Below are 15,598 nucleotides of genomic sequence, written 5' to 3'. Positions count from 1 at the left end.
GGGCTAAGCGACTTAGATTAGCCCAGCGTAAACTGAGCTAATATGGGCTGGGTTATTGCTCACTTTGAGCGAGTCGGTGAGCAAATGCAGGCATGAAGTCTAAGTTCTCACGAATCGTTTCTAGTAAAGCCTCATCGATGTGCGAGCCTGAATCGACAATAGGGTTTAGAATCAGAGCGCGCTTGGCTAACGCAATATCTCCGGTCATGGCGGCTTTCACTGTTAAGGTTTCGAACTCTTTCATTTGTTGGATCAAGCGCAGCGTATCACTGTCAAAAGGCTCGACGTTCAGTGGCAAGATAGCGCTACTGGTGATCACGGAACTCACTTCGACCGCACAATCATTCGGCAAGCCTTGAATCGCTCCGTTATTGCGGGTGTTTACATGCATGATAGAACGTTTGTTGTTGTAGATACTGCTCATCAACTCACAAGCTGCTTCAGAGTAGTATGCACCACCACGCTCTTCTAACAATTGAGGTTTGGTGTCTAGCATCGGATCTTGATAGATCTCAAGCAGCTGTTTTTCAACTTCAGCGACTAAGTCGGCACGGTTAGTTTTGTTCTCTGAAGCTGCAAACTCTTTGTCTAGAATATCTCGTGACTGGTAGTAGTAACGTAGGTAAGCACACGGAACGATGTTGAGTGAGCGAATCAACTCACCGTCCCACTCGAAAGGTGGGATGTTTTTCGGCATCATTTGGTCATTTCCCGCAATAAGCTCTTCGATCAGCTCGCCAAGTTTATCTTGGCCTTCGTGAAGCACTTTACGAGCCCATACTAAGTGGTTTAAGCCCGCAATTTGCATCGTCATATCTTCACGTTTCGCACCAAGCATTTTGGCTGCGCCGCGCTCCATGTTCACTGGGACATTACACAAGCCGACAGTTTTGATGGTTGAGTGCTTAACCAACGCTTCAGTGACCATGCCTGATGGGTTGGTAAAGTTAAGTAGCCATGCATTAGGGCACAGTGTTTCCATCTCTTTTGCGATTTCTAATGCAATGGGGATAGTGCGGCAGGCGTTCGAAAAACCACCTAAACCGTTGGTCTCTTGTCCTATCATGCGATACTTCAGAGCAATCCTCTCGTCACGTAATCTTGCTTCCATTCGACCCGCCCTAAATTGCGAACAGACGAAATCCGCGTCTTTCAAAGCTAACTTTCGGTCGGTGGTGAGATGTACTTTGATTTGACAGTTGGCTTTATTGATCATGCGCTCAGTTAGATCCGCAATCACCTGTGCTTTTTCTAATCCAGCTTCGATATCAACTAACCAAAGATCCGAGATAGGCAGTTCGTGATGACGTTTTAACAAGCCTTCAACTAGCTCTGGGGTGTAACTTGAACCACCACCAATCACGACGACTTTCAATTTCTGTTCTTGTTTCATGTTTTTCACCATTAGATTTGTAGATTACTTGGTTTAATCTATATGATGAGTAACTAAGCCGACAAACCAGTATTGGCTACATATGAATTATCAGGAGTAATCCATGGGGTTGTTTGAGAACAGACAGCAAACGCTGTCATTGCTGCACACATTCAGTGTCGCTGCCAAACATTTGAGTTTTACTGTAGCTGCTGATGAGCTGTTTTTAACTCAGGGTGGCGTCAGTCATCGTATTAAAAAGTTGGAGCAGCAGCTGAAATTCAGCTTATTCGTGCGCAAAACTCGCAAGCTGGAACTCACACCCGAAGGGCAAAGAGTTCTATCTATGCTTAATGTCTCTTTTGAATCGATATTCTCAGAGCTGATGGATATTCAAACGGGTGAGCTGAGTGGTGAGCTTTATATCGCAACTTCTCCTTATTTTGCATCTTCTTGGTTGATGCCACGACTGCCTGAGTTTAGAAAACTCTACCCAAGCTTAAGCCTGAAACTGCAAACCAAACAGAACCAATCTGATTTCCAATTTGAACCTTATGACGTGGCGATTTTTTACAGCGAGGGTCACTACCCCAATCATTACAGCGAGCGGCTTTTTTCCGGGGTTAGAACGCCTGTGTGTAGTCCTGAATATGCCAAGAGGTTTAACCTTGATAAGGGCTCCCAACAATTAGCGGGTGTGCAATTTATTCATAGTGGAGATGTCACCTCTTGGCAACGCTGGCTAGCTGAAGAGCAAAGTGATGTCGATTGCACGCTAATGTGCGACTACTACAGTGATAACCGCCTAGCAATGGATGCTGCAATATTGTCGATGGGCGTCGCATTAGGGCGTTTAGAGTTCATGAAACCGCAAATAGAGCAGGGGCTGTTAGTGGCTCCATTGATGAGTATTGAATCTGGTAAGGGCTATGATTTGGTGTGCCCGAAAGGGATGGAACAACGCACCAAGTTCCAGGTTTTTGCTCAATGGATGAAGCGGCAGTTGTAGTAGAGGCGCCTCTAGACAAACCGGAACTAAGGGTCTAGTTTAGGATGTTCTTTCACTATAAGAAGAGGTTAGTTATGTTCAGCCATGTTTTTCTTGGAACCGAAGATATTGAACGCGCGAAGTCTTTCTATGACCCAATCATGAAGGTGCTTGGCTACAGCGAAGGTTCTGTTGACCCTAAAGGTCGCTGCATTTACGTGAGTCAAACTGGTGTATTAGGTTTAACCAAACCGATCGATGGCCAGCCTGCAACGCATGGCAATGGTATGACGATCGGCTTCCTAGCATCTTCTCCTGAGCTGGTGGACGAATGGCATCGTGTTGGCGTAGAAAATGGTGGCACGAGCATTGAAAATGGCCCGGGTGCGAGAGGTTCTGACGAGCGCCGACTTTACATGGCTTATTTGCGAGATCCTGATGGAAACAAGATCTGTGCAACTCACTTTATGCCTTAGCTATCCTTAATCCTCAGTTCACGTTATGCCTCAGTTCGGTTTAAGGCATAGTTCATTTTATGCCACAGTGGCGTATAATTAAGTCATCTCGGTTGTTCAGTGCGAACGAACCATTGCAAAGGATTGTCTAGATGACACCAAACGAACTGTTTTATGAGAGCTTTGAGCGTTGCAGAATCGACCAAGAATTCCTAGAAACATTCTTGGCTGATTTCTGTGAGCATAACCCTAGGTTTTCAGAGCGTTTTGAAAATATAGGGCTGGAGCAACAAACTAAGATGCTCAAAGCCTCAATCATCCTGATTTATAACTCTTCTGGTTTACCCAGTGTGCGGAGCTCCGTAAAAAGGCTTGGTAAGCAACACAAAGATCTCGGGATGGACATTTCAGAACAAGAGCTCAACGAGTGGTTTCACTCATTACTGAATACCGTCAAGAAGTACGACCCGCACTATAATGATCAAGTTGAACAAGCGTGGGCGCAGACTCTCGATGCTGGTTTAACGATCATGAAGAAAGAGTGTGTCGTTAAATAAGCCCTGTTTAGCACAAGGCTTACTTATCTTAATGGTATTATAACGCTTAAAAGGTTAAGCCAGCTTGGATACCGAAGGTTGAATCTCTGTTATGCCAAGCGTCACCACTACGGAACTCATACCAATCATATCCAACACGAGCTAGGAATAGAGAGTGACCGAATATTGGCGTTTGAGACTTGTACTCTGCGCCAATCCCGTAAGTTGCGCCGAAGTTAACTGTAGAGCTCTTACTGCTTCTTCCGTCTCCATATGTTGATTTTATTTCTGACTTTATATGGTAAGCCCCTAGCTTGCCGTAAATAGCAAAATTATTGTTGATGTTGTGTTTGTACATAGGTGCTACTGAAACAAGTAAGGAATCTAAATCTTGCTCGACTGTGATTGCTGGGTTGTTGGTATACCCGTATTTGTCATTGGCGTTGATTAAGAGCAATGATGATTCAATATACCAGTTACTTTGTACAATCTGACTACCGAATGTGAATTCGCCACCAATGTCATTGTTGTCTATCGCGACACCACCTAATACATACATCTCATTTGACGCGAATGCCGAAGTGGCTGCCATCGCCACCAAAGAAGTCAGTGCTGCTAAGCGTAGTTTTTTCATATTATTCTCCGAAGTTTGTATATTTCGGGAGAGGATTCTAGCGACATTTTGAAAATAAAAAACACTGTTCAAATGCTGTGTGAGATATTCAATAAAGATTAAATTAATCAAAATCTGAAGATTGGTTTTTTAGTTTAAAAAAGATATTTTTTTAGATCTGAGACTGGTGTTTTGGTGAGTGTTTGTGTTTGATTTATAGGTGTTTTTCTCTGTTGAATGGAATAGTTCACATTGGTTGAAATGAGTCCCAGCGATTGAGCTATCGCTGGAACTTAGATCATGTGGAGGCAACATTTTAATAAGTATTAAACGCCCCATGCGAAACCTAGCGTGAGAGGTTCATCAATCAGCCGCTAAAGTTGGATTAAAAGTGAGCAGCCCAGCCCACTAAGAAACCTTGTGTCGCTGTATCGTATTCATAAGTGCCTTTGTTTTCGTAATCAACCCAAGTGGATTTGTACGCGATGTTTAAATCTGACCAATCGTTGATTTGATAGCGAACCCCAGTTAATAAAGAGCTGGTAAAGTCAGTATCGCTGCCAAGTCCTATGTCTAGGCTAGTGTGTACCATCCAATTTTTGTGGAGCGCTTTGGTCCAACGAACCCCGATAAGGTAATCAATCCAATCTTCCTCCAAAGACCTTGAATTCAAAGTTGTTCCGTTGCTTGTATAGAGCTTCGAATCAATATCGTTGTCCCACCATCGTAATCCGACCATGTAATCAATATTACCAATATCGTATTGGTAACGTTTGAAACCTTTTGCCTCTAACACGCCTTGCCTAATCTCAAGTTTACCATTGAGGATCCCCGCATTGCCTATGACTGAGTTGGACTTAGCACTTAGATCCATAAAGCTGTAATCAAGGTAGTAACCCCATTGATTGTCATAAATGCCTTCAAGGCGAAGCATCGCGCCTATATCTAAATTATCCATGATGAATGCTGGGTCTACATCCACATCGCTAGATAGATTTCCAATGGTGGTATCACCACGAATATTCAGAGCTTGAGCATAGATCTCAATGCTGTGTTGCCATTTTTTCATGCTCGTTTCTGAGCTTGCTTCTTGAGCAATAACGGTTGAACTGACAACTAACATTGGTGCGATTAGGTAATGCCACTTGGCCATATTGATATCCCTATATTCGATGTGAAAATGCGCCTTAACGAATGATTAGATCTTTGAGTTACTTTGATTATATGCAACTTGTATATCCCTGATTGTAGACTATGTTTTTTTTAAAGAGCCAAATTTTGAGAGTAAGGGTATGAAGCCACAAAGTATTTTCCTGTTAGTTGCAGTTGTGGGACTAACACCCATTGCGTTGTCTTACGGCTATGCGCCAGTTGTCTCTCTTGATTACCTTTTTGGGATCGACGCGAGCCCTATCAATGTGACTCATATCTTTCGTGCAGTAATGGGGCTTTATTTGGCTCTGGCGTTGTTTTGGGTGTTTGGCGCACTGTTCAAAAAGTATCGGCTGCCAGCGCTCTATAGTTTGGTGGTTTTCATGTTGGGTTTAGCTGCCGGACGAGTCATCAGTTTGGTGGTGGATGGCATGCCGCATTGGCTACTTTTCGTCTATCTGATCTTGGAACTGGGCTTTGGCTTAGTCGGTTTAAAAATGATTCATAACGAACAATCTGAAACAGTATAAGGACATTCTATGAAAAGGATTTTCCATCTTCTTATCCTGAGTGTGTTGAGTAGCTTTTCGCTATCAGCATGGTCAGCTCAAGAGCAGCCAAATATCTTTGTTATCTTCACTGATGATGTGGGGATCTCAAACTTAAGTGCCTATCACAATGGCGTGATGAGCAGCGAAACACCAAATATCGACAGCATTGCCGAGAAGGGCATGTTACTCACCGATTACTACGCTCAACCTTCGTGTACCGCGGGTCGTTCCGCCTTCTTAACTGGGCAATTACCAGTACGAACGGGCATGCACTCGGTTGGGTTACCGGGTGGCCCTGTGGGTTTGAGTGCAGATACCCCAACGCTTCCAGAAATGCTTAAGAGCATGGGGTATGTGACGGGGCAGTTTGGTAAAAACCATTTAGGTGACCGAGATGAATTCCTACCGACAATGCACGGTTTTGATGAATATTGGGGCTGGTTGTATCACTTGAATGCGATGGAATACACCGAAGACCCGGATTGGCCAAAAGATGGATCGCTCGATGCCTTTGCACCTCGTAACGTGATCTATTCAAGATCGGATGGTAAGGGCGGACAAACCATTGAGGATGATGGTGCGCTGTCGATTGAGCGTATGCGTACACTGGATGATGAAGTCAATAAACACGCTATCAACTTCATCGAAAGGGCGGTTGAAGCGGAGAAGCCATTCTTTACTTGGTATTGCCCATCACGAGGTCATGTTTGGACGCACCTTTCGGAAGAGTATGAAGCCATGCTCGGCCAGAACGGGTGGGGACTGCAAGAAGTGGTGATGAAAGATCTCGATGATCACGTTGGTGAGATGCTTGCCAAAATGGAAGAACTCGGCATTGCAGATAACACCATCATCATTTTCACGGCCGATAATGGTCCTGAAATCATGACATGGCCAGATGGCGGTATGACACCGTTCCATGGCGAAAAAGGCACAACATGGGAAGGTGGTGTTCGTGCGCCTGCATTGGTGAGCTGGCCGGGTAAAATCCCAGCTGGCAGTGTCGGCAATGGCATCTTTGACGGCATGGATTGGTTACCAACACTGATTGCAGCGGCGGGTGGCCCAACAGATCTGAAAGAGAAAATGTTGAAAGGTCACGATGGTTTTAAAGCACACCTCGATGGTTACAACCAAGTCGATATGTTGACGGAAAAAGGTGAGTCGAATCGTAAAGAGATTTACTACTACGAGCGAGACAAGCTACAAGCCGTTCGAGTTGGGGATTGGAAAGCGCACTTCGTGGTTCAGAATCATGGTTGGAGCGGTCCTAAAGAAGAGCTTAATGCACCACTACTGTTCAACCTGCGCCGCGACCCTTACGAGCGAGCTGCGGAAGAATCAGGCATGTACCTGAAATGGATGGGGCAGAAGATGTGGGCATTTGGTCCTGCTCAAGCTGCTATTCAGCAACACTTAGCAACCTTCGAAGAGTGGCCGCCGGTCACACCTGAATCTCCGGCTGAGAAAACCGGAGGTGTGGGGAATTAGTTAAATATCATAAAAAGTCCCGCTCTGTGTGAGTGGGATTTTTATTGGAATACGTCTTAACTTTTGCTCTATTTTAGCGTTGTTTTTCGCTCTATAAACTTCACTGGCACCATCAATTTAACCAAGCTGGTGTCTTGCTCTTGAATTTGGCTAACGACAATTTTCACTGACTCGCGGGCAAGGCGTCTGAAATCCTGCTTGAAGGTGGTGAGTTGGTAGTTCAACCACTGAGTCTGTGGAATGTCATCAAAACCAATCACTTGCAGATCTTCAGGAATACGCAGATTGAACTCTAAACGCGCTACATCCATAACAGCCATTGCGAGGTTATCTGTCGCACAGAATATCGCTTGCGGCTGTGTCGGCTCGGAAAACAGAGCGCGAATCGTATCCAGTGAATCAAGGTAGTCATAATCCGCTTCAACAACACGAGCTTGCTTGCCTGTTAGGTCTTCGAACTCTGAACAAAAGCCCGCTTCACGTTCGCCATTGGTGTAAGTCGGTACGTTACCTGTCAGGTAAACCGCGGACTTTGTTCCAACGCTATGTAAATGCTGAGCAGCAACTTGCCCTGCTGCATAGTTATCGCTCACCACATGGCTGCTCTTAGTGCCTTCAACTACACGAGCATACTGAACAATAGGGATATCGAACTCTTCACACTCTTCATAAAGCGACTTATTGAACGTCGCAGAAGCGGCAATCACACCATCAACTCGATACTGAAAGATGTTAGGAATCGAGTGGTTGTCATTACCATCGACTTGCCAGGGGATAAGCACCGCAGAATAGCCCTGTTTTTGTAACTCAGTAGAGATGAGCTGCAGGGTTTTCATGTGAATTGGGTAGTCAGCATCAGGGAAGACTAATCCAATCAATTTAGACTCGTTGGTGGTTAGGCTTCGAGCAAAGGCATTCGGGCGATAGTTGAGTGCTTTCGCGGCTTCAAATACTTTCTGCTTGGTCTTTTCAGATACCGAACTGCCCGGAACAAATACACGAGAAACGGTAGATTGAGAAACGCCAGCAAGCTTAGCGACATCTTTTGAAGTAACGGTTGGCTTTGACGCCGTGGAGTGTTTTGGTGAGTTCATAGACCATGCTTTTAAGCCAATTTAACGGCCTACAGAGTATCATAGATAGGTACGTATTCAAAAAAGCAATGCATGAGAATGTTATGAAAGATAAGGGCTAACTGAGGTTGTTGGGTGTTATCTTGGGTATGACCCAAAAGAAAGCTCTACGTACATACATCAGCAGATTGTAGAGCTTTAGTTGGACAGTGTTGTTCAATACTTCTTACTTATCTAACGCCTTATTCAGCCATTAGAAGTAGTAACGAATACCTGCAGCGAATTGGTCGTCGCTGTTTTCGTAACGGTTACCCACTGACTTGTCGTTGCCGTTGTCGAATTGGTATTCCGTCCACACTAAGAACTTGTTTTTCTTAAAGTGGTACTCAAGGCCAGGGATAATCAGCTGACGTTCGTAACCGTTAGCGTTGTTGTCTGTGTCCGTTAAGTAGTTAACGTTAAAGGTTGGACGCAGACCGTTTTCAAAGTGGTAGTACGTGAAGAATTCAGCACCACGGTGGTCGTAGAATTCAGCTTGGCTGGTGGTTTCCCAGTTTGAGCCTTGGCTGTAAGTGAAACCAACAAATAGGCCATCATTGGTGTAGTTCACACCCAACAAACCGATGCGCTGTGTATCGCCATCTTTGATGTTTTGCACGCCTGCATCAACATCATCAAACTCATTCTGGTGGTAAGCCAAACCAATGGTTAAGCCATCCATCACAGTGTAAAGCGTTGATGCACCCATACCGTTTTTCAGCGTTGCGGTTAAACCGTCAGCTAGGCCAACATCTTCACGAGTGGTTTGGTAAGTGAAGCCGTATTTCCAGTTGTCGTTGATGTTGTTGCGGTAAGTAATTGAGTTCTCGGCACGGCCTGTACCAGAAGCAATACCCCAGTCAGATAGGTTGTAGTAGCCAGAACCACGTGAACCGAATACACGGCCCATATCGGTGAACCAAGCCACATCGTAGAAGGTAGACCACTGTTTAGTACCCGCCGCAATCTTGCCGTATTTTTCGTGCTCTACGCCAGCGTATAGAAGTCGGTCGTAAATATTGTCGCCGTTAGCACCTGAGTTGTAACCCCACTCGGCATGGCCAAAGCCAGTCCAGTCGTTGTCTAGTGCCATTTGACCTTTAAGGCCGAAACGAGAACTACCGCTGTTCCATTCGCCATTGTGATCGCCACCTTTGTCTTGGTAACGAACGTCAAAACGGCCATCTAGAGTCAGGCTGTCGCCCGCGTCATTGGTAAAAGTGTGTGCAGCAAAAGCAGAACCCGAAGTAAGTGCTGTCAGGATCACTGCTGAAAGAATCGACTTTTTCATTGTTATTCTCTTTATTCAGGCCGTAGAAAGCCGCCGTGCTTTCAAGCCCGTTATATAGGTAATGGTTTGGCAGGGTGTGCCCATCCGTTAGGCACAAGTTGGTTATCTTGGGTGGAGCAAGTTGCCGAGGACGAGAAGGAGCCCTCGGCAGTCATGTTTATCTAGTGTAGGTATGGACTAGATAGACAATAGGACACAGTTACAGCGTTGGGTTCATGATGGTTGAAGTACGTTCGAAAACGTCTAGACCTTGCTGTTGTAGCCAGTAAGGAAGGTCGATAAGAACCCAGTTTTCAGACAGTTTGTCACCGTCACGGTAGTAAACGTCAACCACTTGCATGTTTGCGCGTACTTCGCCGCCAGTCATACCTAGGAAGCCACCTGTTGGTGTGTTTGATAGGTTTGGCCAACCGAAGAAACAAGAGAAGTTACCTTCAGCGAAACGACAAACGTGGCCGTTGAACTTCTTGTCTTTCAGGTTGTTACGGAAAGGAAGTTGGTGCTGCTGTTGGTAGCGAGGAATTGTGTAAGACGCACCGATACCACATGGGCCGTACCAAATCATGTCTTTTGACCAGCTCTTCGCTAGTACTTCTGGTGGGCAACCCATCGCGCCGCTGTCGTTTAGAGCTGAAAGGTCATCAACCATTTTGTTTACTAGCGCTAGTGTTGCAACGCCTTCTTCTGGATCTGCATCTTCAAACAACAGGCCATCGTGGTTACGTGGACCAGGGTATACGAAGTGCTTACCTGTTGATGGTGGAAGTGGGTAGCAACCCGCTTGGTCCATCATGCCTAGTAGATCTAGGAACAGGCCAGTCTTAGTGATTTTGCCATCAACCACACAGTTAAATTCTGCGTAGCGAACGTTCATGATCTTGCCAGTTGGGCGCATGCCTAGGTATTCAGCGTCGAATAGACCCATGAAGTGACCCATGCTCATTACCCAAATCTCATCTGGGTTAACTTCGTTGTTACCACCGATGAAGATGTCTTGACGACGCTGCATGCGAGTCATTGATTTCATCATTGGAGCCCAGAAAACGTCAGCTGCTGCTTGTGCGCCTTCTTGCTCACGGAATGGGTAAACACCGCGCCACAAGTAATCTTCAGAAGTGTGTGCTTTTAGAACTTCAGCAACGTTCTCGTGAGTTGCGTTTTCCATTGCATCAAAGTATTCGCGAACAATGCGTTTAGCTTCTTGATATTTAGACATAATTCATTCTCTTTTTGTTGTCGAGTCAACATTCGGAACAGGACTCGATTTGGATTTTTTTACCGGCTGACTATTCAGCCGGCTTGATGTTTGTTTCGTGTCTTTAGAGGCGTTCAACTTTTTGAGGTTTCAACTAAAGGAGATTAAGCTTTTGCTGTTTCCGCTTTTTTGCTCTTGTCGAAGATGCCGCCTTTCAATGTTTCTGGTAGTGATAGCCACAGTAGACCAGCCACAATCCATACGATTGGTGAGCCCCACATTGCTGTCGCAAGGTCGCTGCGCTCTTGAATGAATACCAACACCATTGGTGCCCACATGCCGATGATACGACCGCCGTGGAATAGAGCTGCACCGAAGCTACGTAGGTGAGCTGGGAACAATTCTGAGAAGTAACCACCCCATACTGCAGAAGCAGACAGACCGAAGTTGTAGATAAGACCTAGGATAGCCAGCATGTTTAGGCTGCCGATCATCACGTCGCTTGGTGCGACAAAGAATACTGAAGCCATTACACCCGCAAGGATGAAACCAAACGCGTTCACTTTACGGCCGTATTTATCGGCGATTGCACCCCATACCCAAGCACCGAATAGAGAACCGAATGCCGAGATAGAGAAGATGATGCCGATGGTCGCACCGTCAAATTGGCGAACATCTTTTAGGTACGTTGTCACGAAGCCAGAGAAAAATTGGTAGCCGTAGAAGTTAAGGCCAGCCAGTAATAGACAAGTGATCGTTAGCTTACGGTATGGTGCGCTTAGCATTTCACCCCAAGAACCTTTCTTCGCTGGTGCGTTAGATGCTTCAGCCGCGGCTTGATCTTCTTCACCGTAGGCGATCACTTTCTTGTCGCTAGGCAGGATGAAGATCATCAGTGCAGCAGCAACTAGAGGAGGAATACCACCCACCCACATTAGGCTCTGCCAAGGTGCGTCGATGCTAGAAATGAACGCTGCGTACGCACCCATTGCCATTAACGCAACTGAGAACATAGAAGAAGCGAATGCCGTCAACTTACCGCGAACGGTTGGTGTGAATAGGCCGATCATCAGGCTTACTGCTACTGTGAAGTAACCACCCAAAGAAATACCGATGATGAAACGCATCGCTGCCCACATCGCGTAGTCGGTAAACATCATGTTGATGATGGTTGCGCCACCGTTTAGTGCAGTGATGACAATAAGAGTCGATTTCTTACCAAAGTTTGATGCCACCCATGCACAGCTTAGGGCACCAATCAGTGCGCCAACCGACTGCCATGTATAGAACTGAGCGGTATCCGCCAAGTTAATACCATCATACGCATCAACGATGTATGGGCGTACGTAGTCAATAATTACAAAGTTATAACAATAGAAAAAGTAGCCCACTAGAATTGCAAGATAAGCAGCTACCCTTTGAATCATAGGAACTTCGCTCATGTGTTTTTTAGTAGTCATGACCGATAAACCTTTATTTTATATAGGGTGGTTTTAGTTTTGATTATTGTGCAGTGGTTATTGATATTCACCACACCGTCTTCGTTTCGGGAGAGATAATAGAGTTTTTGTGGTTATTAGATCCGTGATCAAAGTCAATTTTAAAATGAGTGCGTACCCATTTTGTGTATTTTAGTGATCTGGATCCCGTTAGATCGTGTGTTTGGGCTTTTTGGGGCGTTTTGAGCGTTTATTCGTCTATATTAGTGACAATACTCACACTTACTGTGGGTTTTTGAGGGAAAATATCCAATTTTGAGTAATATTGGCGGCGAATGATTAGAAGAATACAATAAACGGAATCTAAAAATGGTTACGTACTCAAGTTTTGTGGTTATTGCTCTTTATGTATTAACTACTTTATTTATCAGCTACTTAGTAAACAAGCGATATAGCGTTGGTGGCGATTTTTCGACTGGTGGAAAACAATTTGGTTGGTTTACGGCGGGTGTGTCGATTCTTGCAACCTACATCAGTGCGATGACGTTCGTGGGTATGCCGGGCTGGGTTTATAGCTCAGGCATGGAAGCAATGAGCGTACATCTGAATTACCCAATAGTGATCTTTTTCGCTGTGGTTTTCTTTGTTCCAGTGTTTTACAAACTTGGCCTGACCTCGATTTATGAATACTTAGAGCACCGCTTTGGCGTTGTTGCTCGCACGATCAATTCCATCGTGTTCATTGTGGTTCAGTGTATTTCGGCAGGGGTGATTTTGTATGCGGTGGCATTGATTTTGGTGCAAGTGCTGCCAGTGAGTATCTCCGAGGCGATCATCTACATCAGTTTATTTACCGCCTTGTATACCTATGCGGGGGGCATCTCAACCGTCATATGGACAGACATGCTGCAGTCGGCAGTATTGATTATTGGCAGCATTGCGATCTTTGTTTTATTGCTGATGAAAATCGATGCGGGCGAGATGTTGTCTCCTGAGCATCTGAATATCATTAACCTAGATTTTGATCTTGGCGTCGACACCACGTTGTGGGCGGGTGTAGTGGCAGTGAGCTTTTTGCACCTGAGCGTATATGGCACTAACCAACTGATTATCCAAAGAACACTGGCGACAAAAAACGTTCAGACAGCGCAAAAATCCATGCTGCTTTGTGGTTACGGCGCGTTCTTCATCTATCTGTTTTTTGCTGTGATGGGCGTTCTGTTGAGTGTCTTTTATCAAGACACCAGTTTTGAGAACAGTAATGAAGTGATTCTCGATTTCGTGTTTAACCACACTAACCCAATCATTGTTGGGCTTGTGATTTCTGCATTGTCGGCAGCGGCGATGTCGACACTGGATTCTACTTATAACTCTATGGCAACTGTGGCGACATTCGATTTCTATAAGCGCTTTTTCCGTAAAACAGCCTCCGATGCGCATTATGAATCGGTGGCAAGAAAGATGAGCCTCGTTGCTGCCGCTTCGGTTGTTGTGCCTGCTTTACTGGCGGTCTCTAATGAATCAGTGCTTAAAACTATTGCCAGCCTAACTTCAATTTTTGTTGGTATTCGCCTTGGCTCTTTCATCCTTGGGTTGTTCTTCAAGCAAGCGAATGAAAAAGGCGTGATTGCGGGCAGTATCGGCAGTGTCGTAGTGGTATTTATTGCCAAATACAGTGGCATCTCTTGGCCTTGGTTTGCCTTAATTGGCACGGTGGTTTTCTTAGTTCTAGGTGTTGTTGTGAGCCGTCTCTGGGGAGAGGTGACACAGCAACAACACGAATTTATCGCCAAGCAAAAGCACTTGTTCGCTAAGCCTACCGCGAGTCATTACGGCTTGTTGGTCTTTGCGGTTGTGACGATCGCTGCTTGTACTGTTATCCCTGATTGGCTTTATGCCGCTCTTTCTTAATTGACCGATTCTTTACTGGTATATCTATGTTATCGATCTTTGATATCTACAAAATTGGTGTGGGGCCATCGAGCTCACACACTAACGGCCCAATGATTGCGGGTTTCCATTTCACTCAATTAGTCGCAGACAGAATCACAGAGGTGGTGCGTGTTCAGGTCGATCTTTATGGTTCGTTATCGTTAACCGGAATAGGGCACCACACCGATAGAGCAACCATCTTGGGTTTGCTTGGCAATAAGCCAGACACGATTAAGATCACCAGCGCTAATGAAGCGATGCGACGCGCTATCGACAGTGGTGAAATGCAATTGAGTGGCAGCCACGCGATTGGCTTTAACTACCAAACCGACATGCTTTTTCACGAAGACAATCTGCCCCTGCATGAAAACGGCATGATGATTACCGCATTTGATCAAGCTGGAAATGCGATTATCGATGAAACCTACTACTCGATTGGTGGTGGTTTTATTGCAACCGCGGATGAGCTGCAAAATGGTACCAAAACTGAATCGGTAGAAGTGACTTACCCTTTCAAGAATGCCGATGAAATGCTGAAACAAGCAGAAGACAACGGCATGAGCCTAGGTGGAATGATTCTGAAAAATGAGTCGGCCTTCCAAGATTCTGATGCGATTGCAGAAAAGGCAGACCAGATCTGGCGCGTGATGTCGCGTTGTATGGAACGTGGCTTTGAGACGGAAGGTATTCTTGATGGCGGTTTGAACGTCACTCGCCGTGCGCCAAACCTATTGAAAAAGCTAGAAGCGAATGCAGCCGTTGAAAACGATCCAATGGAAATCATGGATTGGATTAATTTGTTTGCCTTTGCGGTGAGTGAAGAAAACGCGGCGGGTGGTCAAGTGGTGACGTCACCAACCAATGGTGCAGCGGGCGTGATTCCTGCGGTACTGATGTATTACCATCGCTTCATTAAAGAGTTGGATACCAAGCAACTCAAAGACTTCTTAGCGGTGTCGGGTGCGATTGGTATTTTGTACAAAACCAACGCTTCGATTTCAGGTGCCGAAGTTGGGTGCCAAGGTGAAGTCGGTGTGTCATCTTCTATGGCGGCAGCGGGTTTAACGGCGCTGCGCGGTGGCAGTAATGAGCAGATCTGCATTGCTGCAGAGATTGCGATGGAACACTCACTCGGTATGACGTGTGATCCGATTGGTGGCTTAGTACAAGTACCGTGTATTGAACGAAATGCGATGGGTGCGATGAAGGCGATTAATGCGTCTCGCATGGCATTGAAGCGCAATAGTAAATCTTTGATCTCGTTGGATAAGGTCATCGCGACCATGTACCAAACGGGTAAAGACATGAATAAGAAGTATCGTGAAACGTCTCTCGGAGGTTTAGCGCTGATTCATTTAGCTCACCCTTGTGAATAGAAAGCGTAAATAACGATATTCGTTTCAAACAAAGCCCAGCCCCTAAGTTTTAGAAACCTAGGGTGTTGGGCTTTTGTTTTGCTGAAAGAACAGGG

General features: G+C 45.5%; 14 protein-coding genes. 7 read left to right on the top strand and 7 right to left on the bottom strand.

The window, feature by feature from the left end:
* Positions 1 to 52: 52 nt before the first annotated feature.
* A complete protein-coding gene (locus L1D37_RS05010; protein ID WP_239847106.1) occupies positions 53 to 1,393 on the bottom strand; it encodes a 6-phospho-beta-glucosidase in 1,341 nt (446 codons plus the stop codon).
* Between the two features lie 103 nt (positions 1,394 to 1,496).
* On the opposite strand from L1D37_RS05010, the gene L1D37_RS05005 reads away from it, so the two are divergent.
* The 3 genes from L1D37_RS05005 (at position 1,497) to L1D37_RS04995 (ending at position 3,372) form a co-directional block, all read left to right on the top strand.
* The gene (locus tag L1D37_RS05005; protein ID WP_239847105.1) at positions 1,497 to 2,381 is read left to right on the top strand and encodes a LysR substrate-binding domain-containing protein; all 885 of its coding nucleotides are present in this window, start codon (positions 1,497 to 1,499) and stop codon (positions 2,379 to 2,381) included.
* 74 nt (positions 2,382 to 2,455) lie between these two features.
* Positions 2,456 to 2,836 (top strand): VOC family protein, encoded by a 381-nt coding sequence (locus L1D37_RS05000; RefSeq protein WP_239847104.1) that lies wholly within the window; start codon positions 2,456 to 2,458, stop codon positions 2,834 to 2,836.
* Positions 2,837 to 2,967: 131 nt separating this feature from the next.
* Positions 2,968 to 3,372, top strand: a complete 405-nt coding sequence (locus L1D37_RS04995; protein ID WP_017631184.1) for a globin — start codon at positions 2,968 to 2,970, stop codon at positions 3,370 to 3,372.
* A gap of 46 nt (positions 3,373 to 3,418) precedes the next feature.
* Here the strand turns inward: L1D37_RS04995 and L1D37_RS04990 are convergent, their stop codons facing one another.
* Positions 3,419 to 3,985, bottom strand: coding sequence for an outer membrane beta-barrel protein (locus L1D37_RS04990; protein WP_239847103.1), 567 nt, complete (start codon positions 3,983 to 3,985; stop codon positions 3,419 to 3,421).
* Between the two features lie 364 nt (positions 3,986 to 4,349).
* The gene (locus L1D37_RS04985) at positions 4,350 to 5,117 is read right to left on the bottom strand and encodes a hypothetical protein (protein WP_239847102.1); all 768 of its coding nucleotides are present in this window, start codon (positions 5,115 to 5,117) and stop codon (positions 4,350 to 4,352) included.
* 139 nt (positions 5,118 to 5,256) lie between these two features.
* Between L1D37_RS04985 and L1D37_RS04980 the strand changes: the two genes are divergently transcribed.
* The gene (locus L1D37_RS04980; RefSeq protein ID WP_017631181.1) at positions 5,257 to 5,646 is read left to right on the top strand and encodes a DUF4345 domain-containing protein; all 390 of its coding nucleotides are present in this window, start codon (positions 5,257 to 5,259) and stop codon (positions 5,644 to 5,646) included.
* Between the two features lie 9 nt (positions 5,647 to 5,655).
* Positions 5,656 to 7,158, top strand: a complete 1,503-nt coding sequence (locus L1D37_RS04975; protein ID WP_239847101.1) for an arylsulfatase — start codon at positions 5,656 to 5,658, stop codon at positions 7,156 to 7,158.
* A gap of 68 nt (positions 7,159 to 7,226) precedes the next feature.
* Here L1D37_RS04975 and L1D37_RS04970 read toward each other — a convergent pair whose 3' ends face one another.
* The 4 genes from L1D37_RS04970 to L1D37_RS04955 form a co-directional block, all read right to left on the bottom strand.
* A complete protein-coding gene (locus L1D37_RS04970; protein ID WP_239847099.1) occupies positions 7,227 to 8,252 on the bottom strand; it encodes a LacI family DNA-binding transcriptional regulator in 1,026 nt (341 codons plus the stop codon).
* A 232-nt stretch (positions 8,253 to 8,484) separates the two neighbouring features.
* Entirely contained in the window at positions 8,485 to 9,561 is a 1,077-nt protein-coding gene (locus tag L1D37_RS04965) for a porin (protein WP_239847097.1), read from the bottom strand.
* A gap of 199 nt (positions 9,562 to 9,760) precedes the next feature.
* A complete protein-coding gene (locus tag L1D37_RS04960) occupies positions 9,761 to 10,777 on the bottom strand; it encodes a nuclear transport factor 2 family protein (protein ID WP_017629761.1) in 1,017 nt (338 codons plus the stop codon).
* A gap of 143 nt (positions 10,778 to 10,920) precedes the next feature.
* Positions 10,921 to 12,216, bottom strand: coding sequence for an MFS transporter (locus L1D37_RS04955; protein WP_017629762.1), 1,296 nt, complete (start codon positions 12,214 to 12,216; stop codon positions 10,921 to 10,923).
* 348 nt (positions 12,217 to 12,564) lie between these two features.
* Between L1D37_RS04955 and L1D37_RS04950 the strand changes: the two genes are divergently transcribed.
* The gene (locus tag L1D37_RS04950) at positions 12,565 to 14,106 is read left to right on the top strand and encodes a sodium/solute symporter (protein WP_239847095.1); all 1,542 of its coding nucleotides are present in this window, start codon (positions 12,565 to 12,567) and stop codon (positions 14,104 to 14,106) included.
* A 26-nt stretch (positions 14,107 to 14,132) separates the two neighbouring features.
* Positions 14,133 to 15,503 (top strand): L-serine ammonia-lyase, encoded by a 1,371-nt coding sequence (locus L1D37_RS04945; protein WP_239847093.1) that lies wholly within the window; start codon positions 14,133 to 14,135, stop codon positions 15,501 to 15,503.
* The last annotated feature ends 95 nt before the right edge of the window (positions 15,504 to 15,598 follow it).

The sequence above is a fragment of the Vibrio sp. Isolate33 genome, assembly GCF_022397895.1.
Taxonomy (GTDB): domain Bacteria; phylum Pseudomonadota; class Gammaproteobacteria; order Enterobacterales; family Vibrionaceae; genus Vibrio; species Vibrio pomeroyi.
Note: the sequence above shows the minus strand (reverse complement) of the source record. Positions and strands in the feature narration are given on the sequence as shown.